The sequence below is a fragment of the Curvibacter soli genome (assembly GCF_029211125.1).
Taxonomy (GTDB): Bacteria; Pseudomonadota; Gammaproteobacteria; order Burkholderiales; family Burkholderiaceae_C; genus Curvibacter_A; species Curvibacter_A soli.
On the sequence record NZ_JARGEN010000052.1, the window covers coordinates 1 to 24031 of the forward strand.

Genomic DNA, 24031 nt, shown 5'->3' on the forward strand with positions numbered 1-24031 from the left:
GGCCCAGCGCCGCGGCGCCCATGGGCTGCTGCCGCCGACGCCCCGGCAGCAGCGCGCCGCCCAGGGCATGGGCCGTGGCCAGCGCCGCCGCGCCCTGGGTCACGGCCAGCGCCGGCACCATGGACGGCAGCCACCACGCGACGGCCAGCGCCATGGCCTGCAAGGCCGCGGCCACCGCCGCGGGCGCGGCCGGGGCCAGGCGCCGGCGCGCCAGCACGCCTGCGATGAGCCCCAGCCCCAGCGCGCAGGCCAGCACGGTGGCGGGTACGGCGGCGGGGCCTGCCAGCGCTGCCATGGCGGCCTGCCCGGCCAGCAGGCCGCCGGCCAGTGCGCGGCCGGCCTCGGCGGCGACCCCGGAGGCGTTGCCCTCGGGCGCGGGAAACACGATGCGGCTGCGCCAGGGGCTGCGCGGTTCGTTCCAGCGCAACAGGAAGAAGACCGCGCAGGCCGCCGGCAACACGAGCGCGAGCACGCCGTAGCCCGCGCCCAGCGCCGCGAACGCCAGCGTGCCGAGCGCCGGGCCCAGCCATACCGTGCCGCACATCCAGGCACCTGCAGCTGCGGCAGGCCAGCGCGGGCGGGCGTGCTCGAAACCGTCCTTGCTGAAAGGCACGCGCTCCACGGCGCTGCAGGCCGCGAGCGCGGCCCCGGCGAAAACGCCGTTCCAGGCCGCCGTGCCGTACACCGCGCCCAGCTCGCCGACAAGCGCTGGCAACCCGACGGCATAGGCCAGCGCTTGCGCGCCCAGGGCCGCACAGGCCGGCAGCAGCACGCTCAGGGCAGGCCAGTGGCGCCAGCGCGCGACCGTCCAGCCCGCCGCAGCCGCAGCGAAGAACAGGCTGAGGGCCGCCGCGCCAGGCAGCACGGCGGCGCCCTGCGCCTGCGCCGCGCGCAAGGCCAGGCCCAGCAGCGCGCTGGCGCTCAACGTGACCAGCAGCGCGGCCCAGAACGACTGGGCCTCGGTGGCGACCACGCGCACCTGGCGCAGCCCATGCTCGGCGAAGCGGTCCGGCCCCTCGGCCTCGGCCAGCAGGCGGTCCAGGTGTTCGCGGCGCAGATGCTGGGGCTCCGTCTGCCGCAGCGAGGCGATGAGCCGGCGCACGCGGACCAGGGTTTCGTGGACGCCGCGCACGGCGTGGCCGAGCTGCTGCACGCGCAGGTCGAAGCCGCGCCGGTACGGCAGCACGACCGTGCGGTCGTAGTGGCCATGCGCAATGTCGCGCGCGGCCAGGCGCGTGGCATGGTTGCGCAGCAGCGGGCCGTGCGCCTGCGAAAAGCGCGCGGCCAGGAAGGCCAGCACCGCAAGCAGCAGCACGGCGGGCAGCAGTAGCGCCGCAGCCGTGCGCGCGAATGCGCCGGCGCCGGTTTCGCGCAGCGCCAGGCGCACCGTCGCGATGGCCTGGCCGCGCACCGTGACCGGCGCCTCGGCCATGGTGCCGGGGGCAGTGTCGCGCGCGGCGGTCCACAGCATCTCGCCGCGCGGCAGCAGCAGCGCGATGGACTGCACGTCGGCATGGGCGCCGAGGCGCTGGTTGAAAAGCGCGTCCACGCCCACCAGCGACTGCAGCGGGATGCCGATCTCGACGGCGTGGGCGATGCGCGCGCCGATGGATTGCGCCATGAGCTGGGCGCGCGTGCGCTCGCCGTCCTGCTGCATGCCGCGCAGTTGCTCGTAAGTCTGTGCCGCCAGCACGCACGCGGCCAGCAGTAGCAGCAGCAGCGCGGCGGCGCCCAGGCGCGCGGCGGCGCTGGCATGGACTTCGTCGCGGCGGTGCTTCATTCGGCGCGCTCGCTTTCATCGAGCCGCACGAGACAGTCGTCCATGCGCTGGCGCACCGCCGCCGCCCGCGCCAGGGCCCGTCCCGGCCGGCCCTGGCGCGCGACGGCGAGCAGGCGCGCCTGCGGGCGCAGCGCCCACAGCGCCGCGAGCCAGCCGGCGAGCACCGCGAACAACAGCATGCCAGCGGCGGCCGTCAGGATGGGGCTGTCCAGCCATGGCCGCAGGTGTCCGGCGGCCCTCTGCGCCTGCGTGCGGCCCGGCAGCGCCGCGTAGGTGGCGCTGATGTGGCCCACCACCTCGCCGAACGGGCCGTGCAGCGGCAGGCCCATGACCGCCTCGGTGCCCAGGGGCGCGCTCCAGATGCGGTCCTGCCGCGTGCCGGCCGCGGCGGCCTGGGCCACGCGCGGCTGCAGGGCCTCGCCCACGGCACCGCGGTCGGTGCTGAACAGGGCGATGCCCGCGCGGTCCACTACGTCGATGGCGTGGAGCTGCGCGTCGCCTGCGAGCGCCTTGTCGAGTTGCGGCGGAATGCCGCGGTTGTCGGGCAGGTCGAAGCCCAGGGCCAGGTCGCCCTCGATGGACTCCTGCAGCTCCGCGAGCGTGAGCGAGAGCCGGGCGCGCTGGATGGCTTCTTCCTCCTGGGTGCGGATGTCGAGCAGCAGGCAGGCGATGAGCACGATGCCCGCGAGCACGACCAGCAGCCACAGGCCTGCGATTTCCCACAATGCCCCCACGCTCCCCACTGCGTGTGGTTCGCTGCCCCCCGGGGGGGCGCTCGCTTGCTGGGGGCGGCCCGGCGCTGCGCTCGGTGCCCCCACGCTCCCCACTGCGTGTGGTTCGCTGCCCCCCGGGGGAGCGCTCGCGTGTCGGGGGCTGCCAGGCGCTGCGCTCGGTGCCCCCACGCTCCCCACTGCGTGTGGTTCGCTGCCCCCCGGGGGGGCGCTCGCGTGTCGGGGGCTGCCAGGCGCTGCGCTCATGCCACAATGCGCCGGAGCGCGCACAGGCCGACGCGGGAGCGGCGGTGCGCACCGCCATCCACGGCTTTCCCGCGTCCATGCTGCCCATGAACCAACCGGCTGAACTGCAGTGCGCCCTGCACGGTACCGTTGCGGAGCTTCCCGCGTTCTTCGAGCGTCTCGAGGAATGGGCCGACGGGCATGGCGTGCCGCTGCCGCTGGCGTCCTCCTTTGGCCTCATGCTCGACGAACTGCTGACCAACGTGGCGATGCACGGCTATGCCGGCAATGGCGGCCCGGTGGAGGTGCGCGTGCGCTTCGATGCGCCGCTTTCCCTGCAGGCCGTGCTGCGCGATCGGGGCGTGGCCTTCGATCCGACGGCATTGGCGGCGCCCGATGTCGAGGCGTCGCTGGAGGACCGTGGCGTGGGCGGGCTGGGCGTGCATTTCGTGCGTAAGCTGGCGGACCGGTTCGTTTACCGCCGGGACGGTGATGTCAATGAAGTCACGCTGTCGCGGACATGGCCCGCGCGGCAAGCGCAGGGCGAGGCCGATGGCGTGTAGCAAAGTGTACCGTCGTATCATCGTCATTGACCAGCGTCGCCGCGCCCGGACTCCAGCCTTGGCCCACTCCCAGCATTTGTGACATGTCGGAAAACCCTGCGTCTCCCCTGATTGCCGCGTTGGGCGAGGCCATCGGCATTCCCGCGCTGCGGCCCGATGCGCAGGGCTGCTGCCGCCTGCTGTTCGACGGCGACCGCGTGGTGGAGCTGCGCTGCGCCCCCGCGCAGGGCCGCTGGCTCGTGGCCTGCGCGCTGCGCGGCCAGCGCGTCGATGCCGATGGCCTGCAGGTGCTGATGCAGGGCAACCACATGGGCGCAGGCTTCGGCGGCGGCTGGTGCGGCACCGATGCGCAGGGCCACGCGGTGTTGCACCTGCCGCTGGCGCTGCCCGACGCCACGGCGGCGGCCATGCTGAACGCCATCGAGGTGCTGCTCGACCACGTGGAGCGCTGGGAGCGGCGGCTGGCGCAGGCCGCCCCCGCGATGCCCCAGCGCATGGCCGAGTGGGCGCAGCGCATCTGACGCGTCCGCGCTGTATACCGCCGGGCCGCGCGCATGCGGCATCATGGCGGCCTTTCCTTTTTCCCACTTTTCTCCTGGAGTTCCCATGAAGACGAAGCTGCATTTCGGCGTTGCCATGGCCGCGGGCCTGGCCCTGTCCGGTGCCGCGCTGGCGCAGGGCGTGATCAGAATCGGCGAGATCAACAGCTACAAGGCGCAGCCCGCGTTCCTGGAGCCCTACAAGAAGGGCATGGACCTCGCGGTGGAAGAGGTGAACGCCGCCGGCGGCGTGAACGGCCGGAAGCTGGAGCTGCTGACCCGCGACGACAACGCCAACCCCGGCGACGCCGTGCGCCTGGCCGAAGAGCTGGTAGCGCGCGAGAAGGTCGACGTGCTGGCCGGCTCCTTCCTCTCGAACACCGGCCTGGCGCTGGCCGACTTCGCCCGGCAGAAAAAGTTCTTCTACCTGGCCGCCGAGCCGCTGACCGACAAGATCGTCTGGAGCAACGGCAACCGCTACACCTACCGCCTGCGCCCTTCCACCTACATGCAGGTGGCGATGCTGGTGCCCGAGGCCGCCAAGCTGAAGAAGAAGCGCTGGGCGCTGGTCTACCCCAACTATGAATACGGGCAGTCGTCGGTCGCCACCTTCAAGCAGTTGCTCAAGGCCGCGCAGCCCGACGTGGAGTTCGTCGCCGAGCAGGCGCCGCCGCTGGGCAAGCTCGACGCGGGCAGCGTGGTACAGGCCCTGGCCGACGCCAAGCCCGACGCCATCTTCAACGTGCTGTTCGCCGCCGACCTGACCAAGTTCGTGCGCGAGGGCAACACGCGCGGCCTGTTCCAAGGCCGTGAGGTGGTGAGCGTGCTGAGCGGCGAGCCCGAGTATCTGGACGCGCTCAAGGACGAGACGCCCAACGGCTGGATCGTCACCGGCTACCCCTGGTACGCCATCCAGACGCCCGAGCACAAGGCGTTCTTCCTGGCCTACCACGCCAAGTACCAGGACTACCCGCGCCTGGGATCGGTGGTGGGCTACAGCGCCATCAAGTCGATCGCCGCGGGCGTGAAGAAGGCCGGCGGCACCGACACCGAAAAGCTCGTCGCGGCCTTCAAGGGACTGGAGGTTGTCACGCCCTTCGGTCTGATTGCCTACCGTGCGCAGGACAACCAGTCCACCATGGGCGCCTTCGTCGGCAAGACGAAGAACGAGGGCGGCAAGGGCGTGATGGTGGACTTCAGCTACCAGAGCGGCGCCAAGTACCAGCCCTCCGACGAGGAAGTGAAGAAGCTGCGCGCGGCGGACTGATCCACCACGGCGCTGCGCGGGGCATGCGGCTCATATGTAAAAAGTGGCTCCAGCGCTTTCATCGCCTGCGGTGGCAGCTATCAAAAACATAGTGCTTGCGCAAAACATGCTCCATCGACCGCCGCGCTCCGCGTCCGCAGTAGGAGGGCATCCTTTTTTGCGTAAGCACAAAGCAACCCGCCGGCGATGAGCTTCACGGGCTTCATCGTCCAACTGCTCAACGGCCTGGCTGGCGCGTCGTCGCTGTTCATGGTGGCGGCGGGGCTGTCGCTGATCTTCGGCGTCACGCGCATCGTCAACTTCGCCCACGGCTCGTTCTACATGCTGGGCATCTATGCGGCCTACAGCCTCGCGGGCTGGCTGGGCCCGATGGGCTTCTGGGCCGCGCTGCCGCTGGCCGCCGTGGTGGTGGGCGCGCTCGGCGCGCTGGTCGAGGTGCTGCTGCTGCGCCGCGTCTACAAGGCGCCCGAGCTGTTCCAGTTGCTCGCCACCTTCGCGCTGGTGCTGGTGGTCAAGGACGCCGCGCTCTGGCTCTGGGGGCCGGAGGAGCTGCTGGGCCCGCGCGCGCCGGGGCTGCGCGGCTCCGTCACGATCCTGGGGCGGCCGTTCCCGTCCTACGACCTGTTCCTCATCGTCGTCGGGCCCGTGGTGCTGGGCGCGGTGTGGCTGCTGCTCACGCGCACGCGCTGGGGCACGCTGGTGCGCGCGGCCACGCAGGACCGCGAGATGGTCGGCGCCCTGGGCGTCAACCAGGCCTGGCTGTTCACGGCGGTGTTCGCGCTGGGCGCCGCGCTGGCGGGCCTGGGCGGCGCGCTGCAACTGCCGCGCGAGCCGGCCAGCCTGGAGATGGACCTGGCCACCATCGGCTCGGCCTTCGTGGTGGTGGTGGTGGGCGGCATGGGCTCGGTGCCGGGCGCCTACGTGGCGGCGCTGCTGATCGCCGAAGTCAAGGCGGTCTGCATCTGGCTCGGCGTGGTGGAGGTGGCGGGCGTGAGCCTGTCGTTCTCCAAGCTCACGCTGGTGGCGGAATTCCTCGTCATGGCCGCGGTGCTCATCGCGCGGCCCTGGGGACTGCTGGGGCGCCCGCAGGCCGCCAGCCGCGCGCCCGGCGGGGCCGAGCAGCCATTGCGCCGGCCTCGCGCGGCCTTCGTGGCGGCGGTGGCCGCGCTGCTGCTCGCGCTCGCGGCGCTGCCCTGGCTGGCGGCGGGCGCGCCCTACGCCACGGTGCTGGCCACCGACCTGCTGACCGCCGCGCTGTTCGCGGCCAGCCTGCACTTCATCATGGGGCCGGGGGGCATGCATTCGTTCGGCCACGCGGCGTATTTCGGGCTCGGCGCCTACGGCGCGGCGCTGCTGGCGCGCGCCGCCGGCTGGCCCATGGAGCTGGCGCTGCTGTGCGCGCCCGCCGTGGCGGCCCTGGGCGCGGCGCTGTTCGGCTGGTTCGCGGTACGGCTGTCGGGCGTGTACCTGGCCATGCTCACGCTGGCCTTCGCGCAGATTGCCTGGGCCGTGGCCTACCAGTGGGACGGCGTCACCGGCGGCAGCAACGGCCTGACCGGCGTGTGGCCCGCGCCATGGCTGGCGCAGGGCGGCGCCTACTACGGGCTCACGCTGGCGCTGGCGGCGGCGGCCATCCTGCTGCTGCGCCGCGTGCTGCATGCGCCCTTCGGCTACGCGCTGCGCGCGGGGCGCGACTCGGCGCTGCGGGCCGAGGCCATCGGCATCGACGTGCGGCGCGTGCAGTGGGCGGCCTTCGTGGTGGCTGGCGCGGCGGCGGGCCTGGCGGGGGCGCTGTATGCGTTCTCCAAGGGCAGCATCTCGCCGGACGTGCTGTCGATCACGCGCTCGGTCGACGGGCTGGTGATGGTGCTGCTGGGCGGCATCCAGACCCTGGCCGGCCCGGTGGTGGGCGCCGTGGCCTTCACCTGGCTGCACGACGCGGTGGCGCGCAACACCGACTACTGGCGCGCGGTGCTGGGCGGCATCATCTTGCTGCTGGTGCTGCTGTTCCCACAGGGGCTGGCGGGCTTTGCGCGGCAGGCGGGCGGGCGTCTCCTGCGCGGCCAGGAAGACGGCGCGGCGGAGGGCGGGCGGTGACCGCGCTGCTCGAAGTGCGCGGCCTGTGCAAGTCCTTCGGCGGCGTGCGCGCCGTGGACGGCGTGGGCTTTGCGCTGCACGCGGGCGAGATGCTGGCGCTGATCGGCCCCAACGGCGCGGGCAAGTCCACCACCTTCGACATGGTGGGCGGCCAGTTGCGGGCCGATAGCGGCTCCGTGCGGCTCGGCGGCGTGGAACTGGTGGGCCGCAGGCCGCGCGACATCTGGCGCCTGGGCGTGGGCCGCACCTTCCAGATCGCCGAGACTTTCGCCTCGCTCACCGTGGCGCAGAATGTGCAGATGGCCCTGCTGTCGCATGCCGGGCGGGTGTTTTCGATGTGGCGGCGCGCGGCGGACTTCCAGCGCGGGCAGGCGCTCGATCTGCTCGATCAGGTGGGCATGCGCGCCCAGGCCGACCGGCCCTGCGGCGCGCTGGCCTACGGCGACGTGAAGCGCGTGGAGCTGGCCGTCGCCATGGCCCACGCGCCCCGGCTGCTGCTGATGGACGAGCCCACGGCGGGCATGGCGCCGCAGGAGCGCGGCGGCCTCATGGCGCTCACGCGGCGCCTGGTGGTCGAGCGCGGCATGGCCGTACTGTTCACCGAGCACAGCATGGACGTGGTGTTCGCCCATGCCGACCGCATCATCGTGCTGGCGCGCGGCCAGTTGATCGCCGAAGGCCCGCCGCAGGCCGTGCGCGACGACCCGCGCGTGCAGGCCGTGTACTTCGGCAGCGGCAGGACGTTCGAGCGCAAGGAGCCGGCATGACGACCGACGAGTCCGCGCCGCTGCTGGAGGTGCAGGGCCTGGACGCCTGGTACGGCGCGGCGCAGATCCTGCACGGTGTGGACCTGCACGTGCGGCGCGGCGAGGTGGTGGCCCTGATGGGCCGCAACGGCGCGGGCAAGTCGACCACGCTCAAGGCCGTCATGGGCCTGGTGCCGCGCCGGCACGGGCGCATCGTCTTTCGCGGGCGGGACGTTTCGCGGGGCGCGCCGTACCAGGCCGCGCGCCTGGGCCTGGGCTTCGTGCCCGAGGATCGGCGCGTCTTCACCGACCTGAGCGTGGCCGAGAACCTGGAGGTGGGCCGCCAGCCGCCGCGCCGCTGGGACGACGGCACGCCGGTGCCCGCGTGGACGCCCGAGCGGCTCTTCGCGCTGTTCCCCAACCTCGGCGAAATGCCGGACCGCCCCGGCGCCCGCATGAGCGGCGGCGAGCAGCAGATGCTCACCGTGGCACGCACACTCATGGGCAACCCCTATCTCGTCTTGCTCGACGAGCCCTCCGAAGGCGTGGCGCCGGTCATCGTGGAGCAGATGACTGGCATGATTCTTGAATTAAAGTCCCAGGGAGTCAGCCTCCTGCTGTCGGAGCAGAACATACGGTTCGCCGAACTGGTGTCCGACCGGGCCTATGTGCTCGAAAAGGGCCAGATCCGCCACCATGCGACGATGCAGGAACTGGCCGCCGACGAGGCGGTCCGCCGCGCCTACCTGAGCGTATGAGAAAAACCGTTTTTCAACCCCACTACGATGGAGTTTTTTCATGACCATCTCGCGCCGCAGCCTTCTCCAGTCCGCCGCCCTGACCGCGCTTGCCAGCGCCGGCCCTGCGGCCCTGGCCAAGCCCATTCGGCCCAGTACCCGCGCGGCGCTCATCGTCGTCGATGTGCAGAACTGCTTCGTCGAGGGCGGTACCTTGCCGGTGAAGGGGGGCGCCGAGATCGTGCCCATCATCAACAAGATCGCCCCGGCCTTCGCCAACATCGTCGTCACGCAGGACTGGCACACGGCGGGCCACGCCTCGTTCGCCAGCAGCCATGCGAGCAAGAAGCCCTTCGAGACCGCCAAGCTCTCCTACGGCACCCAGGTGCTCTGGCCCGACCACTGCGTGCAGGGCACGGAAGACGCGGCGCTGCACAAGGACCTGGCCCTGCCCACGGCCCAGGTCATCGTGCGCAAGGGTTTCCACAAAAGCGTGGACAGCTATTCGGCGTTCGAGGAAGCCGACCGCAAGACCCGCACGGGCCTGGCCGGCTACCTGAAGGAGCGCGGCATCCGCACGGTCTACGTCACGGGCCTGGCCACCGACTTCTGCGTCGCCTGGACGGCGCTCGACGCGCGCAAGCTCGGCTTCAACGTCTATGTGGTCGAGGACGCCACGCGCGCCATCGACCTCGACGGTTCGCTGGCCGCGGCCTGGAAGAAATTGAAGGCCGCGGGCGTGAAGCGCATACAGTCCGCCGACCTCATCATCCCGACCTGACCATTTCGCCAAGCATCGAACGGCCCGACCGCATGGACTATGCGCGGGCCGACATGCGGCATGGCTTCCTGGATCGCTGCGTCCCATCCCAGCGCGCATGCCGTCCACCCGCCCCCCGCCCACTCATGTGGGCGGGTGTACTTGTACTTGGGCAAGAACGACTTGCCGATGGGATCTTTGGCCATGCCGGCCATTTCCGTCAACGCATCCAGTTCTGCAGCGCATCCAGTGCTTTGTCGGCAGCTTCCCTGGTGGCGGCGACTGCTTTCTGGGCTGCATCCCTGGCGACTTCTGCTGCATGCTGGGCCGCTTCCTTGCCGGACTCGGCCGCATTTTTGACCGATTCATCGGCCTTCTGCGCCGCTTCCGCAGCGGCTTCCGCTGCATGCTGAGCCGCGTCCGACGCTTTTTGCAGCGCGTCCCGGATGTCTTGCCTGGTTTTGTCGATGTCCGTGGCCGCGAACTCGGCAAGCCGGCTTGGGGCCGTCTTCAGGTTGTCCTGAAGGCGGGTGCGCAAGTCGGCGATCTTCTTGCCGGCTTGATCGGCGGTGGCCTGCAAAAGCGCATCGGCATCGGCAACGATCTGCTTCATGTCGGCGATCAGTTTGTCTTTGGTTATGGAGCCGGATTTGTTGGATTCAGACATGGGAAATCTCCATCAGTGATTTTGTGATCAAGAAAAATATCGGTGTACCACTTTTTCAGGTTGGTGAGCATGCGCTGCACCTGGCCCGCTCGAAACAGTCCGCCCGCCAGGCTTATTTCGTCACGGCATCTTTGACATCCTTGACCGTTTCCTTGGTTGCCTCAAGCGCCTTATCGGCAGCGTCCCGGGTGGCTTGCATGGCTTTCTGTGCGGCGTCTCTGGTGGCTTCGGCCGCTTTTTGCGCAGCCTCTTTGCCCGATCTGGCCGCCTTTTTCGCCGCTTCGCCGGCCTTCTGTGCGGCTTCCTTGGTCGCTACGGCGGCCTTCTTGGCGGCTTCCTCGGCCTGCTGTGCGGCCTGCTTGGTCGCTGTGGTCGCCTTGCGGGTGGCTTGTGCCGTCTTGCGGACTGCCAATTTGGCAGCTTCATCAGCATCTCGCGCGGCCTGATGGGCTGTTTCGGCGGCTTTCTGCGTGGCTTCACTGACGGCTTGTTCAGCCTTCTCTGCTGCCTGCTTGGCGGCCTCTGCGGCCTTCTGCGTCGCTTCCCTGGCTTCGTCGGCCGCTTTCTTCGCCGCTTCCTGCGCTTTCTGCAGCATGGACACCTCGGCCGTCTCGCCCGGCTTTGCCGCAGGTTCTTGCGCAGCCTGCGCACTTGCGCCCACCACCAATGCCGACAGGATCATCCATGTTTTCAGTTTCATCATTTCTTCTCCTTGCAGTCCTGGAGCAGGGACGTCTGCTCCGCACGTTTTGCCCTGGGCCGGGCGTTGTTGTGATTTTCCTCGTTGTTGATGCCAAGACCGTTGCACATCAAGCCGACGACATGCCGCGCAATGGCCTTGGGGCCTTCATGCTGTAGCTGCGCGTGCAGTGTTCAACGCTGAGCAGCACAAAAAACCGCGCCTTTTGACGCATGGCGGCGTTGCAAATCCTCGCGATAGCCACGGCTATCGCTGTGGTTTGCGCCTTGCCCTGCGCCAAAACGCATCGCTTTTATTGGTGCCGCCAAGCATCGAACACTGCACTAGCCCGGCAGGAAACGTCGCACCGACCGGGTTGCTTTCGAACACCGCAAGGTGCGCAGGACTACTGCATCATCCGCTCCTATTGCGCCACCATGCACAAACAAGGGGCCAATATCTTTGAGCCCGCGTGGGTGCTCTGGGGCGTCGCAGTCCGTCTGACGCAGTCCGGCAGTCCTCGCTGTTGCGTCCTCGACCTGTTGCGCCAGCGTGCTTGGCGCCTGGAAGAGTTGGGGCAGCCACTGCAACGCGACCCCGAGTACGTCCGCCAAAAATAGTGTGCAGTCGTTTTTCCTGGAAACGGCAGTTGACCGCTTCGTATCCCTTGCCAGGCCGCATGAAATCGAGCGTTGCCGGCTCCGATGGGGCTCACCTCGTGGGTGAGCGCGCCATGCACCTGCCAGCACCGCGCTCGGCGCGCCATGCGGCGTTGCTCCTCCTTGCGGGCACCAAGCCCGCCGCGTCGCCCGGTCTTGCCTGGCACGCCGATCACGGCACCGGCAGGCGCATCCAACTGCCGTTTCCAGGTTTATCGAACGCGCCCCGCCCAGGCCGTCCCCCGAAAGTGTGAATTTGCGCGGCCTGGCGCCCGCCACCGGCATACTCCCTCACTTGCATGCCTGCGCCGCAGTCTTTATGCCGACTTTGACCGCATACTACCCACCAGTATCCACCCCGCCCCGCCGCCCGAAGACCGCCGTGCCCACCCGCACCATGGTGCTGCCGGCGTGGATGGCGGCCTCCAGGTCGGCGCTCATGCCCATGGAGAGGGTGTCGAAATGCGGCAGGCCGAGTTCGACGCGCAGGTCGTCGAACAATATGCGCGCGCGCTGGTGCACCGCGAGCTGCGCGTCGAAGTCCGGCGCGGGCTCGGGAATGGTCATGAGGCCGCGCAGGCGCAGGCCCGGCAGCAGCGCCACGGCGCGCGCCAGGGCCGGCGCGTCCTGCGGCGCCACGCCGGACTTGGCGGCCCCGCCATCGATGTTGACCTGGATGCAGACGGCGAGCGGCGGCAGGTGCACGGGCCGCTGCTCGCTCAGGCGCTCCGCCACCTTCAGCCGGTCCACCGTGTGGGCCCAGTCGAAATGCTGGGCCACCAGGCGCGTCTTGTTGCTCTGGATGGGGCCGATGCAGTGCCATTGCAGCGGGGCCGCGCCGTCGGCGGCGAGCAGGGCGATCTTCTCCACGCCTTCCTGGATGTAGTTCTCGCCGAACGCGCGCTGGCCGCAGGCGGCGGCCTCGCGCACGGCGTCGGGCGCCACGGCCTTGGTGACCGCGAGCAGCGCCACGTCCGCGGGGTCGCGGCCCGCTGCCGCGCAGGCCTGGGCGATGCGCGCGCGAACTTGCTGGAGGTTGCCGGCAATCGTCGTCATAATGCCCGCAAGCGTATCAAAACACTGCTGGGGAAATAGTGGACATCACGCAACTGCTCGCGTTCAGCGTCAAGAACAAGGCATCGGACCTGCACCTGTCGTCCGGCCTGCCGCCGATGATTCGCGTGCACGGCGACGTGCGGCGCATCAATGTGGACGCGCTGGACCACAAGACGGTCCACGGCATGGTGTACGACATCATGAACGACGCGCAGCGCAAGACCTACGAGGAGTTCCTGGAGATCGACTTCTCGTTCGAGATCGAGGGCCTGGCGCGCTTTCGGGTCAACGCCTTCAACCAGAACCGCGGCGCGGGCGCGGTGTTCCGCACCATCCCAAGCAAGATCCTGACGCTGGAGCAGCTCAACGCGCCCAAGATCTTCGGCGACCTGGCCCTGAAGCCGCGCGGCCTGGTGCTGGTGACCGGCCCCACGGGCTCGGGCAAGTCGACCACACTGGCGGCCATGGTGAATTACCTGAACGAAACCGAGTACGGCCACATTCTTACGGTGGAAGACCCGATCGAATTCGTCCACGACTCCAAGAAGTGCCTGATCAACCAGCGCGAGGTGGGGCCGCACACGCTGAGCTTTGCCGCTGCGCTCAAGAGCGCCCTGCGCGAAGACCCGGACGCCATCCTCGTGGGCGAAATGCGCGACCTGGAGACCATCCGCCTGGCCATGACGGCCGCCGAAACCGGCCACCTGGTGTTCGGCACGCTGCACACGTCGAGTGCCGCCAAGACCATCGACCGGATCATCGACGTGTTCCCCGCCGAAGAAAAGGAAATGGTGCGCGCCATGCTGTCCGAATCGCTGCAGGCCGTGATCTCGCAGACGCTGTGCAAGACCAAGGACGGCTCGGGCCGCATCGCGGCGCACGAGATCATGCTGGGCACCAGCGCCATCCGCAACCTGATCCGCGAGGCCAAGGTGGCGCAGATGTACTCCACCATCCAGACCAGCAACAGCGTGGGCATGCAGACGCTGGACCAGAACCTGACCGACCTGGTGCGCCGCAACGTCATCAGCCCCGCCGAAGCGCGCGGCAAGGCGAAGATCCCCGAAAACTTCCCCGGCTGACCCCGCGATGCGCTGGCAGCCCTCTTTTCCCTACCGCATTGTCCGGCGTGGCGCGCCGCGTGATGGAGACCCCGCATGAAAGGCATTCTTCGACTTCTGCGCGCGCGCACCGGCATCCGCGCGGAAGACGATCGCAACGACTCCGTGCTGTTCACCACGGCCTTCGCGGGCCAGGGCGTGGATGCATCGATGCTCGTGCCCTGGGAGGCGCGCGCCGTGGAAGTGGGCGCCCGGCGCCTGCCAGCGAGCCGAGCCGGCAAGCTGCTGCACAACCTGTGGGCCCAGGACAAGTACATGGCCCTGCTGGACACCGACGCGCTCGGGCGCCTGGAGCGCTACTTCGAATTCGCCGCCGTGCCGGCCAACCGCGACGTGATCCGCCAGGACGAGTACGGCAACTTCATGGTCGTGCTGCTGTCGGGCACCATCGCCGTGGACCGGGTGCAGCCCTGGGGCGAGCATCTGCGGCTGGCCGAGACCCGGCCCGGCGATATCCTGGGCGAGATGTCGCTGCTCGACAGCGGCATCCGCTTCTCGGCCTGCACCACGCTCAACGACTGCGAGATCGCGGTGCTGAACGCCGAGGCCATGGATGACATGATGACCAAGGATACTCAGCTCGCCGCCAGCCTGATCGCGCTGCTGGCGCGCAAGCTGTCGCTGCGGCTGCGCATGGTGAGCGCGCGCCTGAGCGAAATCCAGAAATAAGCAGCCGCGCGAAAGGAACACGGATGGAACGCGACCAGGCCAGCAAATTCATCAACGACCTGCTCAAGCTGATGATCAGCCGCGGCGGCAGCGACCTGTTCATCACCGCCGACTTCCCGCCCGCGATCAAGGTGGACGGCAAGATCACCAAGGTTTCGCCTCAGCCGCTGACGTTGACGCACACGCTGGCGCTGGCGCGTTCGATCATGAGCGACAAGCAGGCCGCGGAGTTCGAGCGCACCAAGGAATGCAACTTCGCCATCTCGCCCGCAGGCGTGGGGCGATTCCGCGTCAACGCCTTCGTGCAGATGGGCAAGGTGGGCATGGTGCTGCGGGTCATCCCGATGACGCTGCCGACGGTCGATGGGCTGGGCGTGCCACAGGTGCTCAAGGACGTGGCCATGACCAAGCGCGGACTGTGCATCCTGGTGGGCGCCACAGGTTCGGGCAAGAGCACCACGCTGGCGGCCATGGTCGACTGGCGCAACGAGAACTCCTTTGGCCACATCATCACCGTGGAAGACCCGGTGGAGTTCGTGCATCCGCACAAGAACTGCGTGGTGACGCAGCGCGAGGTGGGGCTCGACACCGACAGTTGGGAGGCCGCGCTCAAGAACACGCTGCGCCAGGCGCCCGACGTGATCCTGATGGGCGAGATCCGCGACCGCGAGACCATGGAGCACGCCGTGGCCTTCGCCGAGACCGGCCACCTGTGCCTGGCCACGCTGCACGCCAACAGCGCCAACCAGGCGCTGGACCGCATCATCAACTTCTTCCCGGAAGAGCGGCGCGCGCAACTGCTGATGGACCTGTCGCTGAACCTCAAGGCCATGATCTCGCAGCGCCTGATCCCCAAGCAGGACTCCAAGGGCCGCACGGCGGCGGTGGAGATCATGCTCAACACGCCGCTGATCTCCGACCTGATCTTCAAGGGCGAGGTGGCCGAGATCAAGGAGATCATGAAGAAGAGCCGCAACCTCGGCATGCAGACCTTCGACCAGTCGCTGTTCGACCTGTTCGAGGCCAACGTCATCAGCTATGAAGACGCGCTGCGCAACGCCGACTCGCTCAACGACCTGCGCCTGCAGATCAAGCTGACCAGCCAGCGCGCGAAGAACAGCGACCTGGCCTCGGGCACGGAGAATTTCGCCATCGTGTAGTAAGGTTGCGGGGTTCCTTCGCACGAACCCTCCCATGACCTCGAGCACGCATCCCCGCCCCTACGAATCCGTGCCCTCGCGCGCCGTGGCCTTCATCGGCCTGGGCGTGATGGGCTACCCCATGGCCGGTCACCTGGCGCTGGCCGGCCACCGCGTCACCGTCTACAACCGCACCGCCGCCAAGGCCCGGGCCTGGGTGGACGAGTTCCAGGCCACCGTGGCGCCGCGCCACGCCGCCACGCCGCGCGAGGCGGCGCAGGACGCCGACTTCGTGTTCTGCTGCGTGGGCAACGACGACGATCTGCGCTCCGTCACGCTGGGCGCCGACGGCGCCTTCGCCGGCATGCGGGCGGGCACCATCTTCATCGACCACACCACCGACTCGGCCAACGTGGCGCGCGAGCTGTCCGCCACTGCGGCACAGGCGGGCCTGCAGTTCATCGACGCTCCCGTCTCGGGCGGGCAGGCCGGCGCGCAGAACGGCCAGCTCACGGTCATGTGCGGCGGCGACCGGACCGCGTTCGACGCCATGCGCCCGCTGGCGCTGGCGTTCGCCAAGGCCGTGGCCCGCATGGGCGAAAGCGGCGCGGGCCAGTTGACCAAGATGGTCAACCAGATCTGCATCGCGGGCGTGGTGCAGGGCCTGGCCGAGGCCATCGCCTTCGGCCAGCGCGCGGGGCTGGACATCGACCTCGTGCTCGAAGTGATCGGCAAGGGCGCGGCGCAGAGTTGGCAAATGGACAACCGCGGCAAGACCATGGCCGCAGGCCAGTTCGACTTCGGCTTCGCTGTGGACTGGATGCGCAAGGACCTGGGCCTGGTGCTCGACGAGGCCAGGCGCAACGGCGCGCGCCTGCCCATGACGGCGCTGGTGGACCAGTTCTATGCCGACGTGCAGCAGATGGGCGGCCACCGCTGGGACACGTCGAGCCTGATCAAGCGTTTGGAATAAAAAAGCCTGTGGCGCGCATGGCGCCTTCGGTGGCAGCTATTCTTTCAATAGCAGCCGGCAAGCACGAACCTCAAGGCTCGCTGCGCTGGGCATTGCCGGACGAGGCCGGCGCCTGCGTGCTCAGGCGCTGCAGTTCTTCCTCGCTGATGATCTCGAAGATGCGCACCACCTTCACCACGCCGCTCACGCCACGCGCAATCTCGGTTGCGCGCTTGGCTTCGCGCTCGGTGACGCGGCCCATCAGGTACACCACGCCGCGCTCGGTCACGACCTTGAACGCATTGGAGAAGAGGTCCTTGGCGTCGACGAAACTCGCCTTGACCTTGCCGGAGATCAGCGTGTCGTTGGAGCGATCGCCCAGCGAGGACGGCGCGGCCACGACCAGCTCGTTGACGATGCTGCGCACGTTCTCCACGCGCGCCACCGTCTGCTCGGCGGTCTGGCGGTCCTGCGCGGCGGACACCTCGCCGGTGAGCAGCACCTGCCGGTTGAAGCTCGTGACGTTGATGTGCGCGCGCTCGCCCAGGGTTTCGCGCAGGCGGTTGGACGCGCGCAGCTCGATGCCCTGATCCTCCAACTGCGCGCCCGAGGTGCGGCGGTCGGTGGCGATCAGCCCGGTGGCCACGGCGCCGCCCACGACCAGCGGAAAGCATGCCGTCAGGCTGCCGGCCGCCGCAGCCGCGGCGAGCGCCGCGCAGGCCGCGCGCGCCAGGCGCGATAGGGTTGTGTTGTCGATCATGTAGGAAGCTCCTGTTCACCAAGTAATTGGGCATCCACGCCGTCGCAGATGCAGTGCAGCGCCAGCAGGTGCAGCTCGCGGATGCGGGCCGTGCGGGTATGGGGCACGCCGATGTGCACGTCGGTTTCGCGCAGCAGCCCGGCCAGGCGCCCGCCGCTCTGCCCCGTCAGGGCCACCACGGTCATTTCGCGCTCGTGGGCGGCGACCACGGCTTCGGCGAGGTTGTCGGACTCGCCGCTCGGCGTCAGCGCCAGCAGCACGTCGCCGGCCTGGCCCAGCGCGCGCACCTGGCGCGCGAACATCTGCGCGGGGGAGCCTCCCGCCGTCAGCACCGCACCGTCGGCCGGCAGCGCGATCGCAGCCAGCTCGGGGCGCTCGCGCTCGAAACGGCCCACGAAATCGGCGGCGAAACCCAGGGCCGTCGCAGCCGCCGCGCCGTTGCCGCAGGCCAGCACCTTGCCGCCGCTGGTCACGCAGGCCAGCATGGCCTGGATGGCGGCTTCGATAGGCTTGGAAAGCGTCTGGGCAGCCTGGTAGATGAGGTCCGCACTGTCGACGAAATGCTGTTGGATGCGTTGCTCAAGCATGGGGGGCGATGATACCCGCGGGCCCTTGCGCACCTGTTTCTCATGGTGTCTGCGCGCCGCCCGCATCGCATGAAACCGGCACACCCCAGGCCAGCGGCGCAGCCGCTCGGAGGGTGGCGACTTCATCCGGCATCGAAAGCGGCGCGCAGCCACTCCACGCCGCCGTCCTCGACCAGCACCACGTCGAAGCGGCAGGGCGGCGGCGCGCCCAGGCGCATCAGGTAGTGGCGCGCGGCGAAGACGATGCGCCGCTGCTTGGCAGCGCCGATGCTCGCGCCCGCGCCGCCATGGCGCGCGTCGCGGCGGCGGCGCACCTCCACGAACACCAGCGTGCCATCGCGCTCGCGCAGCACGAGGTCGATCTCGCCGCCGCCGCGCCCGAGCGTCCGATAATTGCGTTCCACCAGCCGCAGGCCCGCCGCCTGCAAATGCGCCAGGGCCTGCGCCTCGGCGGCATCGCCGAGCTGTTTGGTGGTGACCCGTTTTCCGCCAGCCGCTTTCCCAAGGAAATTCATTGAGCGCATCCTTCGCTTCCGCGTTGCAGGCCGCCCGCGAGGCCGCCGCCGCGCAGCATTATCCGCAGGGCGCGCTGTACGTCGTGGCCACGCCCATCGGCAACCTGGCCGACATCACGCTGCGCGCGCTGCACGTGCTGCAGCTCGCCGACACCATCGCCTGCGAGGACACGCGCCACACCCAGACGCTGCTGCGCGCCTACGGCATCGACCGCCCGAACGGCCAGTTGATCGCGCTGCACCAGCACAACGAGGCGCAGGCCGCCCAGGCGGTGGTGGAGCGCCTGCGGCAGGGCCAGCGCGTGGCCTATGCGAGCGATGCGGGCACGCCCGGCGTGAGCGACCCCGGCGCGCGCCTGGCCGCCGCCGTGCAGGCAGCCGGCCTGCCGCTGGTGCCGCTGCCGGGCGCCAGCAGCGTCACCGCGGCGCTCAGCGTGGCCGGCGCCTGGGCGCCCGGGGCGCAGGCGGGTGGCTTCGTGTTCATGGGCTTTCTGCCCACCAAGGCCGGCGAGCGCCAGGCCGCCGCGCAGCGCATCGCCGCCGAGCCCGCCGCCGTCGTGCTGCTGGAGGCGCCGCACCGCATCGAGGACCTGGCGCGGGCCCTGGCGCCGCTGGGCGAGCGCCCGGTGACGCTGGGCCGCGAGCTGACCAAGCAGTTCGAAGAGATCGCCACCCTGCCCGCGCACGCCATACCCGCGTGGCTGGCCGCCCAGCCCCAGCGCACGCGCGGCGAGTTCGTGGTGGTGGTCCATCCCGCGCCGCCGCCTGCGCATGGCGAGGAAGACGGCCTGCGGGTGCTGCAACTGCTGCTGGCCGAGCTGCCCGTGAAAACCGCGGTGCGCCTGGCCGCCGGCATCACCGGCGCGCCGCGCAACGGGCTGTACGACGCGGCCTTGCGCATGCAGCGCGGCGATGCGGGCGGCGATGCGGGCGAGCCCTGACGCACAGGCCGTTGGCAAAACTTTACCCGGGCTTTTCCATTTCTCCACAAGCCCGCCGTGCCGGGGCGGCACACTGTGGGCCTCGTAGGCTGCGTGCAGGCCAAGCAAGGCCATCGCGCGGCGGCATTCGCCAGGGAGCAGCATGTTCAAGAAAATTCCAGCATTGCGCATCGCCATCGCCCTCGCGGCCCTGGCCGCCGTCGGGGTCGGCGTCAGGATGTACTTCTTCCCGGCGGCGGCGCCCCCGCGCTACGTGACGGCCACCGCCACGAAGGCCGATCTTGAAGACGCAGTGCTCGCCAGCGGCACGCTGCAGGCGTTCAAGCAGGTCAGCGTGGGCGCGCAGGCCTCGGGCCAGATCAAGCGGCTGGCGGTGGCGCTGGGCGACACGGTGAAGAAGGGCCAGCTCATCGCCGAGATCGACTCGCTGACGCAGCAGAACAACCTGCAGAACGCCGAGGCCGCGCTCGACAACGTGCGCGCCCAGCTCGCGCAGCGCCAGGCCATGCTGCGGCAGGCCGAGCTGGCCTACCAGCGCCAGCAGACGCTGCTGGCCGCCGACGCCGGCTCGCGCCAGGCGTTCGAGGACGCCGAGGCCACGCTGGCCACCACGCGCGCGGAGATAGCCGCGCTGCAGGCGCAGATCAAGCAGGCCGGCATCACGGCGGACACGGCACGCGTGAACCTGGGCTATACCAAGATCGTGGCGCCTCTGGACGGCGTAGTGGTCGCCACCATCGTGCAGGAGGGCCAGACCGTCAACGCCAACCAGACCACGCCCACCATCATCAAGCTGGCGCAGCTCGACACCATGACCATCAAGGCCCAGATCTCGGAGGCCGACGTGGTGCGCGTGCAGCCGGGCCAGGAGGTGTACTTCACCATCCTCGGCGAACCCGACCAGCGCTACTACGCCACGCTGCGCGCGGTCGAGCCGGCGCCCGACTCGATCTCCACCGAAAGCTCGTTGTCCACGTCCTCCAGCAGCTCCAGCAGCACGGCGATCTACTACAACGGCCTGTTCGACGTGCCCAACCCCGAGGGCAAGCTGCGCATCTCGATGACGGCGCAGGTCTCCATCGTGCGCGCGCAGGCCAGGGACACGCTGACCATCCCCGCCTCGGCCCTGGGCCTGCGCGACAAGGAAGGCCGCTACGTGGTGCGCGTGGTCGGCCCCGACGGGCAGGCCGCGCCGCGCAAGATCAAGGTAGGCATGAACAACAACGTGAGCGCCCAGGTGCTCGACGGCCTGAAGGAAGGCGACAAGGTGGTGCTGGGCGAGGCGGCGGCGGGTGCGGGTTCGGGTGCGGGCACGGGCACGGGCGCCGCGCCGCGCCGCATGGGCCCGTCGATGCGGTTGTGACCGGGGCCCGCGCATGAAGATCGATGCCAGCGCCCCCTCGGCCACCACCGGCACGCCGTCCTCCGTGCCGGCAGCGGCGGCGCAGCCCCTGCTGGAGCTGCGCGACCTGCGGCGCGAATTCCCGGCTGGCGACGAGAAGATTGCCGTACTCAAGGACATCGACCTGGCGATCACTGCGGGCGAGATGGTCGCCATCGTCGGCGCGTCGGGCTCGGGCAAGTCCACGCTGATGAACATCCTGGGCTGCCTGGACAAGCCCAGCGGCGGCAGCTACCGCGTGGCCGGGCGCGAGACCGGTGCGCTCGACGCCGACCAGCTCGCCGAGCTGCGGCGCGAGCATTTCGGCTTCATCTTCCAGCGCTACCACCTGCTGTCGGACCTGTCGGCCCTGGGCAACGTGGAGGTGCCCGCCGTCTATGCCGGCGCGCCAAAGGCCGCGCGCCAGGCCCGCGCCCGCGCGCTGCTGGAGCGCCTGGGCCTGGCCGACCGCACGGGCTACCGGCCCGGCCAGCTCTCGGGCGGCCAGCAGCAGCGCGTGTCGATCGCGCGCGCGCTCATGAACGGCGGCAGCGTGATCCTGGCCGACGAGCCCACGGGTGCGCTCGACAGCAAGAGCGGCGAGGAGGTGATGCGCATCCTGCGGGAGCTGCATGCCGAGGGGCACACCATCATCATCGTCACCCACGACATGAAGGTGGCCGAGCACGCCCAGCGCATCATCGAGATCAGCGACGGGCGCATCGTGGCCGACCGCCGGCGCGACGCACAGCAGCCCGCGTCGGCGGCGCCTTCGCCGCAGGCCGCCGCACGCAGCGGCGGCCTGCGCGCCTGGGCCGACCGCTTTGCCGAGGCGTTCCACATGGCGCTGCTGGCCATGAACGCGCACCGGCTGCGCACCTTCCTGACCATGCTCGGCATCATCATCGGCATCGCCTCGGTGGTGGCGGTGGTGGCGCTCGGCGAGGGCTCGCGCCAGACCGTGCTGAAGAACATCAGCGCCATCGGCACCAACACCATCGAGATCTTCTCGGGCAGCGGCTTCGGCGACCCGCGTTCGGCGCGCGTGCGCACCCTGGTGCCCGCCGACGCCGACGCGCTCGCACACCAGGGCTATGCCGACAGCGTGACGCCCACGCTCAACAGCAGCCTGACGGCGCGCTGGCGCAACGTGGAAGCCACTGCCACCGTGACTGGCGCGGGCGAGCAGTACTTCCGCGTGCGCGGCATCGAGGTCGCCCAGGGCACGGCGTTCACGCGCGCCCATGTGCAACAGCGCGCGCAGGTGGCGGTGATCGACGACAACGCGCGCAAGACCATGTTTCCCAACACGCCCGATCCGGTGGGCGAGGTGCTGCTGCTGGGCAGAGTGCCGGTGCGCGTCATCGGCGTGGCGGCAAAGAAGGATTCCGCCTTCGGCAACAGCGAGGCGCTCAACGTCTTCGTGCCCTACACCACGGCCATGAGCCGCATCGTGAACCAGGGCTACCTGCGCAGCATCACCGTGCGCGTGCGCGACGACGCCTCCACCGCCGCCGCCGAGCAGGGCATCAACCAACTGCTGCTGCAGCGCCACGGGCGCCGGGACTTCTACGTGCTCAACACCGACAGCATCCGCCAGACGATCGAATCGACCACGCAGACCATGACGCTGCTGGTCTCCTCCATCGCGGTCATCTCGCTCATCGTGGGCGGCATCGGCGTGATGAACATCATGCTGGTCAGCGTGACCGAGCGCACCAAGGAGATCGGCGTGCGCATGGCCGTGGGCGCGCGCCAGAGCGACATCCAGCAGCAGTTCCTCATCGAGGCCGTGCTGGTGTGCCTGATCGGCGGCGTGCTCGGCATCCTGGCGGCGCTGGCCGTCGGGCAGGTGTTCGCGCGCACGGGCGGCAACTTCACGATGGTGTATTCGGCCAGCGCGATGGTGGCCGCCTTCGCCTGCTCCACGCTGATCGGCGTGGTGTTCGGCTTCCTGCCCGCGCGCAGCGCGGCACGGCTCGACCCTGTGGAGGCATTGGCCCGAGAATGAAGAACAAGCGCAATCCCCTCGCCGCCGGCCTGCTCGGGCTGGCCTTGCTGCTCGGCGGCTGCGCCGGCGCGCCGGCGCCCTACGGCGCGCCGGTCACCGCCATGCCTGCGCAGTGGCGCCATGCCGGCGCCGACACGCTCGACGCGCAGGCCGCCACCGGCGCATGGTGGAAGGCTTTCGGCGACCCCGCGCTCGACGCGCTGGAGGAAGAGGCGCTGGCGCGCAACAACGACCTGGCCGCCGCGGCCATCCGTGTGCGCCGCGCCCAACTGCAGGCACGCCTGGCCGAGAACCGCCCGGCCTTCAGCGGCAGCGTGAACAGCTCGGCCGGCCGCAGCCTCGACGGCGGCGGCTCCACGCACAGCAGTGCGGCGACGCTGGGCGCGAGCTACGAGATCGACCTGTGGAGCCGCATCGGCAGCCAGACCGACGCCGCGCGCTGGGAGGCGCTGGCGACCGTGCAGGACCGCGAGAGCGCGGCCCAGGCGCTGGCCGGCACCACGGCCACGCTGTACTGGCAGATCGCCTACCTGAACCAGCGCGTGAACGCCGCCGTCCAGAGCATCGCCTACGCCGAGCGGACGCTGCAACTGGTGCAGGCGCAGTACGGCGCGGGCTCCGTCTCGTCGCTCGAAGTGGCCGAAGCGCGCCAGAGCGTGGCGAGCCAGAAGGCCGCGCTGTCGCAACTGCAGCAGCAGTACGTGGAAACCGCGAACGCGCTGGCGCTGCTGTTCGACGGTGCGGCGACGGGCCCCGGGGCGCCGGGCTGGAGCGCGCCGCAGGCCCTGCCCGGCGGCCCGCTGCCCGCCGTGGACGCGGGCCTGCCCGCCGCCCTGCTGGGCCGCCGTCCCGACCTGCGCGCCGCCGAGCTGCGGCTGCGCGAGGCGCTCGCCAACGTGGACGCCACGCGGGCGAGCTACTACCCCGCGCTCTCGCTCACCGGCAGCCTGGGCAGCTCCAGCGGGGCGCTGGCCAACGTGCTGCAGAACCCCGTGGCCGCGCTCGGCGCCGGGCTGACGCTGCCCTTCCTGCAGTTCACCGAGATGAGGCTCAACACCGAAATCTCGCGCACCCAGTACGAGGAAGCGGTGGTCAACTTCCGGCAGACGCTCTACACCGCCCTCGGCGACGTGGACAACGCGCTGTCCGCGCGCCGCCAGTACGAGGAGCAGGCCGCGCAACTGGCGCAGTCGCTGGCCGATGCACGCACCGCCGAGCGGCTCTACGAGGTGCGCTACCGCAGCGGCGCGGTGTCGCTCAACGTGTGGCTGGATGCGCAGGAGAAGCGCCGCAACGCCGAGATCGCGCTGGCCGAGAACCGCTTCAACCGCCTGGCGAACCACGCCACGCTGTTCCAGGCGCTGGGCGGCGGCATGCCGCCCGGCACCGAAACGCTATCGAATAGATAGCTGCAACCGCAGGTAGAATAAGCGCTGGAGGCCAATTTCT

Annotated in this window: 22 protein-coding genes and 1 pseudogene; 15 read left to right on the forward strand and 8 right to left on the reverse strand. The window is 69.9% G+C overall.

The genetic code is table 11. The features are described 5' to 3' along the window. A pseudogene (locus PY257_RS11560) lies at positions 1 to 1780 on the reverse strand (hypothetical protein); the annotation flags it as partial. Next, positions 1777 to 2505: a hypothetical protein gene (locus PY257_RS11565; protein ID WP_275741925.1), complete on the reverse strand. Its 729-nt coding sequence runs from the start codon at positions 2503 to 2505 to the stop codon at positions 1777 to 1779. The gene PY257_RS11565 and the pseudogene PY257_RS11560, both read right to left, overlap by 4 nt. 338 nt (positions 2506 to 2843) lie before the next feature. Between PY257_RS11565 and PY257_RS11570 the strand changes: the two genes are divergently transcribed. From PY257_RS11570 to pncA, 7 genes are all read left to right on the forward strand, one after another. Then, on the forward strand, positions 2844 to 3299 hold the full coding sequence (locus PY257_RS11570; protein ID WP_275741927.1) for an ATP-binding protein: 456 nt from the start codon (positions 2844 to 2846) through the stop codon (positions 3297 to 3299). A gap of 83 nt (positions 3300 to 3382) precedes the next feature. Continuing rightward, positions 3383 to 3820, forward strand: a complete 438-nt coding sequence (locus tag PY257_RS11575) for a type III secretion system chaperone (RefSeq protein ID WP_275741929.1) — start codon at positions 3383 to 3385, stop codon at positions 3818 to 3820. An 85-nt stretch (positions 3821 to 3905) separates the two neighbouring features. Then, positions 3906 to 5105, forward strand: coding sequence for an ABC transporter substrate-binding protein (locus tag PY257_RS11580; RefSeq protein WP_419095701.1), 1200 nt, complete (start codon positions 3906 to 3908; stop codon positions 5103 to 5105). Positions 5106 to 5291: 186 nt separating this feature from the next. Further along, positions 5292 to 7202, forward strand: coding sequence for an ABC transporter permease (locus PY257_RS11585; RefSeq protein ID WP_275741931.1), 1911 nt, complete (start codon positions 5292 to 5294; stop codon positions 7200 to 7202). Beyond that, positions 7199 to 7969 carry an ABC transporter ATP-binding protein gene (locus PY257_RS11590; RefSeq protein WP_275741932.1) on the forward strand — a complete coding sequence of 257 codons (771 nt, stop codon included), beginning with the start codon at positions 7199 to 7201 and terminating at the stop codon, positions 7967 to 7969. The genes PY257_RS11585 and PY257_RS11590 overlap by 4 nt, the downstream gene beginning before the upstream one ends. Beyond that, positions 7966 to 8706 (forward strand): ABC transporter ATP-binding protein, encoded by a 741-nt coding sequence (locus PY257_RS11595; RefSeq protein WP_275741934.1) that lies wholly within the window; start codon positions 7966 to 7968, stop codon positions 8704 to 8706. Before PY257_RS11590 ends, PY257_RS11595 begins: the two co-directional genes overlap by 4 nt. Positions 8707 to 8746: 40 nt before the next feature. Continuing rightward, the gene (pncA, locus tag PY257_RS11600; RefSeq protein ID WP_275741937.1) at positions 8747 to 9466 is read left to right on the forward strand and encodes a bifunctional nicotinamidase/pyrazinamidase; all 720 of its coding nucleotides are present in this window, start codon (positions 8747 to 8749) and stop codon (positions 9464 to 9466) included. Between the two features lie 199 nt (positions 9467 to 9665). Here pncA and PY257_RS11605 read toward each other — a convergent pair whose 3' ends face one another. The 3 genes from PY257_RS11605 to PY257_RS11615 form a co-directional block, all read right to left on the reverse strand. Next, positions 9666 to 10112 carry a DUF883 domain-containing protein gene (locus tag PY257_RS11605; RefSeq protein WP_275741939.1) on the reverse strand — a complete coding sequence of 149 codons (447 nt, stop codon included), beginning with the start codon at positions 10110 to 10112 and terminating at the stop codon, positions 9666 to 9668. A 112-nt stretch (positions 10113 to 10224) separates the two neighbouring features. Continuing rightward, the gene (locus PY257_RS11610) at positions 10225 to 10815 is read right to left on the reverse strand and encodes a hypothetical protein (protein WP_275741941.1); all 591 of its coding nucleotides are present in this window, start codon (positions 10813 to 10815) and stop codon (positions 10225 to 10227) included. A 974-nt stretch (positions 10816 to 11789) separates the two neighbouring features. Then, the gene (locus tag PY257_RS11615; RefSeq protein WP_275741943.1) at positions 11790 to 12506 is read right to left on the reverse strand and encodes a YggS family pyridoxal phosphate-dependent enzyme; all 717 of its coding nucleotides are present in this window, start codon (positions 12504 to 12506) and stop codon (positions 11790 to 11792) included. A gap of 38 nt (positions 12507 to 12544) precedes the next feature. On the opposite strand from PY257_RS11615, the gene PY257_RS11620 reads away from it, so the two are divergent. The 4 genes from PY257_RS11620 (at position 12545) to PY257_RS11635 (ending at position 16408) form a co-directional block, all read left to right on the forward strand. Further along, positions 12545 to 13588 carry a type IV pilus twitching motility protein PilT gene (locus PY257_RS11620; protein WP_275741946.1) on the forward strand — a complete coding sequence of 348 codons (1044 nt, stop codon included), beginning with the start codon at positions 12545 to 12547 and terminating at the stop codon, positions 13586 to 13588. Between the two features lie 75 nt (positions 13589 to 13663). Next, positions 13664 to 14296, forward strand: a complete 633-nt coding sequence (locus PY257_RS11625) for a cyclic nucleotide-binding domain-containing protein (RefSeq protein WP_275741949.1) — start codon at positions 13664 to 13666, stop codon at positions 14294 to 14296. 23 nt (positions 14297 to 14319) lie between these two features. After that, positions 14320 to 15456 (forward strand): PilT/PilU family type 4a pilus ATPase, encoded by a 1137-nt coding sequence (locus PY257_RS11630; protein ID WP_275741951.1) that lies wholly within the window; start codon positions 14320 to 14322, stop codon positions 15454 to 15456. 34 nt (positions 15457 to 15490) lie between these two features. Next, positions 15491 to 16408 carry an NAD(P)-dependent oxidoreductase gene (locus PY257_RS11635; RefSeq protein ID WP_275741953.1) on the forward strand — a complete coding sequence of 306 codons (918 nt, stop codon included), beginning with the start codon at positions 15491 to 15493 and terminating at the stop codon, positions 16406 to 16408. A 70-nt stretch (positions 16409 to 16478) separates the two neighbouring features. On the opposite strand, the gene PY257_RS11640 is transcribed toward PY257_RS11635, so the two are convergent. From PY257_RS11640 to PY257_RS11650, 3 genes are all read right to left on the reverse strand, one after another. After that, positions 16479 to 17147, reverse strand: a complete 669-nt coding sequence (locus PY257_RS11640) for a BON domain-containing protein (RefSeq protein WP_275741955.1) — start codon at positions 17145 to 17147, stop codon at positions 16479 to 16481. Then, positions 17144 to 17734: an SIS domain-containing protein gene (locus PY257_RS11645; protein WP_275741957.1), complete on the reverse strand. Its 591-nt coding sequence runs from the start codon at positions 17732 to 17734 to the stop codon at positions 17144 to 17146. The genes PY257_RS11640 and PY257_RS11645 overlap by 4 nt, the downstream gene beginning before the upstream one ends. 122 nt (positions 17735 to 17856) lie before the next feature. Beyond that, the gene (locus PY257_RS11650; protein ID WP_275741959.1) at positions 17857 to 18249 is read right to left on the reverse strand and encodes a YraN family protein; all 393 of its coding nucleotides are present in this window, start codon (positions 18247 to 18249) and stop codon (positions 17857 to 17859) included. On the opposite strand from PY257_RS11650, the gene rsmI reads away from it, so the two are divergent. The 4 genes from rsmI (at position 18249) to PY257_RS11670 (ending at position 23991) form a co-directional block, all read left to right on the forward strand. Next, positions 18249 to 19190, forward strand: a complete 942-nt coding sequence (gene rsmI / locus PY257_RS11655; RefSeq protein ID WP_275741961.1) for a 16S rRNA (cytidine(1402)-2'-O)-methyltransferase — start codon at positions 18249 to 18251, stop codon at positions 19188 to 19190. The two genes, PY257_RS11650 and rsmI, sit on opposite strands and share 1 nt — an antisense overlap. Positions 19191 to 19332: 142 nt before the next feature. Next, positions 19333 to 20553: an efflux RND transporter periplasmic adaptor subunit gene (locus PY257_RS11660; protein WP_275741963.1), complete on the forward strand. Its 1221-nt coding sequence runs from the start codon at positions 19333 to 19335 to the stop codon at positions 20551 to 20553. Between the two features lie 13 nt (positions 20554 to 20566). After that, positions 20567 to 22582 carry a MacB family efflux pump subunit gene (locus PY257_RS11665; protein WP_275741965.1) on the forward strand — a complete coding sequence of 672 codons (2016 nt, stop codon included), beginning with the start codon at positions 20567 to 20569 and terminating at the stop codon, positions 22580 to 22582. Then, positions 22579 to 23991: an efflux transporter outer membrane subunit gene (locus PY257_RS11670; RefSeq protein WP_275741967.1), complete on the forward strand. Its 1413-nt coding sequence runs from the start codon at positions 22579 to 22581 to the stop codon at positions 23989 to 23991. The genes PY257_RS11665 and PY257_RS11670 overlap by 4 nt, the downstream gene beginning before the upstream one ends. The last annotated feature ends 40 nt before the right edge of the window (positions 23992 to 24031 follow it).

What these genes read in the sequence shown, in the direction of transcription:
- PY257_RS11640 (WP_275741955.1), bottom strand. Translation starts at nt 17,147, where the DNA reads ATGATCGACAACACAACCCTATCGCGCCTGGCGCGCGCGGCCTGCGCG.
- pncA (WP_275741937.1), top strand. Translation starts at nt 8,747, where the DNA reads ATGACCATCTCGCGCCGCAGCCTTCTCCAGTCCGCCGCCCTGACCGCG.
- PY257_RS11615 (WP_275741943.1), bottom strand. Translation starts at nt 12,506, where the DNA reads ATGACGACGATTGCCGGCAACCTCCAGCAAGTTCGCGCGCGCATCGCC.
- PY257_RS11610 (WP_275741941.1), bottom strand. Translation starts at nt 10,815, where the DNA reads ATGATGAAACTGAAAACATGGATGATCCTGTCGGCATTGGTGGTGGGC.
- PY257_RS11670 (WP_275741967.1), top strand. Translation starts at nt 22,579, where the DNA reads ATGAAGAACAAGCGCAATCCCCTCGCCGCCGGCCTGCTCGGGCTGGCC.
- PY257_RS11575 (WP_275741929.1), top strand. Translation starts at nt 3,383, where the DNA reads ATGTCGGAAAACCCTGCGTCTCCCCTGATTGCCGCGTTGGGCGAGGCC.
- PY257_RS11580 (WP_419095701.1), top strand. Translation starts at nt 3,906, where the DNA reads ATGAAGACGAAGCTGCATTTCGGCGTTGCCATGGCCGCGGGCCTGGCC.
- PY257_RS11650 (WP_275741959.1), bottom strand. Translation starts at nt 18,249, where the DNA reads ATGAATTTCCTTGGGAAAGCGGCTGGCGGAAAACGGGTCACCACCAAA.
- PY257_RS11665 (WP_275741965.1), top strand. Translation starts at nt 20,567, where the DNA reads ATGAAGATCGATGCCAGCGCCCCCTCGGCCACCACCGGCACGCCGTCC.
- PY257_RS11605 (WP_275741939.1), bottom strand. Translation starts at nt 10,112, where the DNA reads ATGTCTGAATCCAACAAATCCGGCTCCATAACCAAAGACAAACTGATC.
- PY257_RS11635 (WP_275741953.1), top strand. Translation starts at nt 15,491, where the DNA reads ATGACCTCGAGCACGCATCCCCGCCCCTACGAATCCGTGCCCTCGCGC.
- PY257_RS11645 (WP_275741957.1), bottom strand. Translation starts at nt 17,734, where the DNA reads ATGCTTGAGCAACGCATCCAACAGCATTTCGTCGACAGTGCGGACCTC.
- PY257_RS11595 (WP_275741934.1), top strand. Translation starts at nt 7,966, where the DNA reads ATGACGACCGACGAGTCCGCGCCGCTGCTGGAGGTGCAGGGCCTGGAC.
- PY257_RS11625 (WP_275741949.1), top strand. Translation starts at nt 13,664, where the DNA reads ATGAAAGGCATTCTTCGACTTCTGCGCGCGCGCACCGGCATCCGCGCG.
- PY257_RS11630 (WP_275741951.1), top strand. Translation starts at nt 14,320, where the DNA reads ATGGAACGCGACCAGGCCAGCAAATTCATCAACGACCTGCTCAAGCTG.
- PY257_RS11585 (WP_275741931.1), top strand. Translation starts at nt 5,292, where the DNA reads ATGAGCTTCACGGGCTTCATCGTCCAACTGCTCAACGGCCTGGCTGGC.
- PY257_RS11660 (WP_275741963.1), top strand. Translation starts at nt 19,333, where the DNA reads ATGTTCAAGAAAATTCCAGCATTGCGCATCGCCATCGCCCTCGCGGCC.
- PY257_RS11570 (WP_275741927.1), top strand. Translation starts at nt 2,844, where the DNA reads ATGAACCAACCGGCTGAACTGCAGTGCGCCCTGCACGGTACCGTTGCG.